This window comes from Oleiphilus sp. HI0079 (assembly GCF_001635105.1).
This window is the reverse complement of the sequence record NZ_LWFT01000689.1, coordinates 1-521: the sequence shown is the minus strand read 5'-3', so window position 1 is coordinate 521 and position 521 is coordinate 1. Positions and strand designations below refer to the sequence as shown.

At 45.7% G+C, this 521-nt stretch carries 1 pseudogene; it reads right to left on the bottom strand.

Features of this window, described 5'->3' with window-relative positions:
• Positions 1–38: 38 nt before the first annotated feature.
• Positions 39–521: pseudogene (locus A3750_RS12560) on the bottom strand (DNA mismatch repair protein MutS); the annotation flags it as partial.

The window sequence follows — 521 nt, the reverse complement described above, 5'->3', positions numbered from 1 at the left end:
AAGAGCATTCCGTTATTTCATTATAACGCTTTGCTGTTTTAATTAAGTTTTGTTTTTAGCTCATAGAGCAAATTTAGTGCATCCCTGGGGGACAAAGCGTCTATATCGATCGATTTTAGCTGCTGCTCTATGGGGCTGGGCGCGGTTGCAAACATATCCGCCTGAAGGAATTCGTCATCACTGTTGGCAAGAGCTGGTTGTCCACTTTTCTGTGCACATGCAACGTTTTTTGCCTGAGCAGAGGTGGAATCTTGCCCGTAATCTTTGTGTGAACCAAGCTCTAATTGCAGCAGCTTTTGCTTCGCGTGATCAACTACCACCTGCGGTACGCCGGCTAATTGTGCGACTTGTAGTCCGTAGCTCTTGCTAGCGGAGCCATCGAGAACGTTATGGAGGAAGATAATTCGGTCATCGTGTTCGGTTGCCTTTAGATGGACGTTCACAACATTGCCTAATTGCTCGCCCAATTCTGTCATCTCAAAGTAATGCGTCGCAAACAGAGTAAAAGCATTTACGTTGTT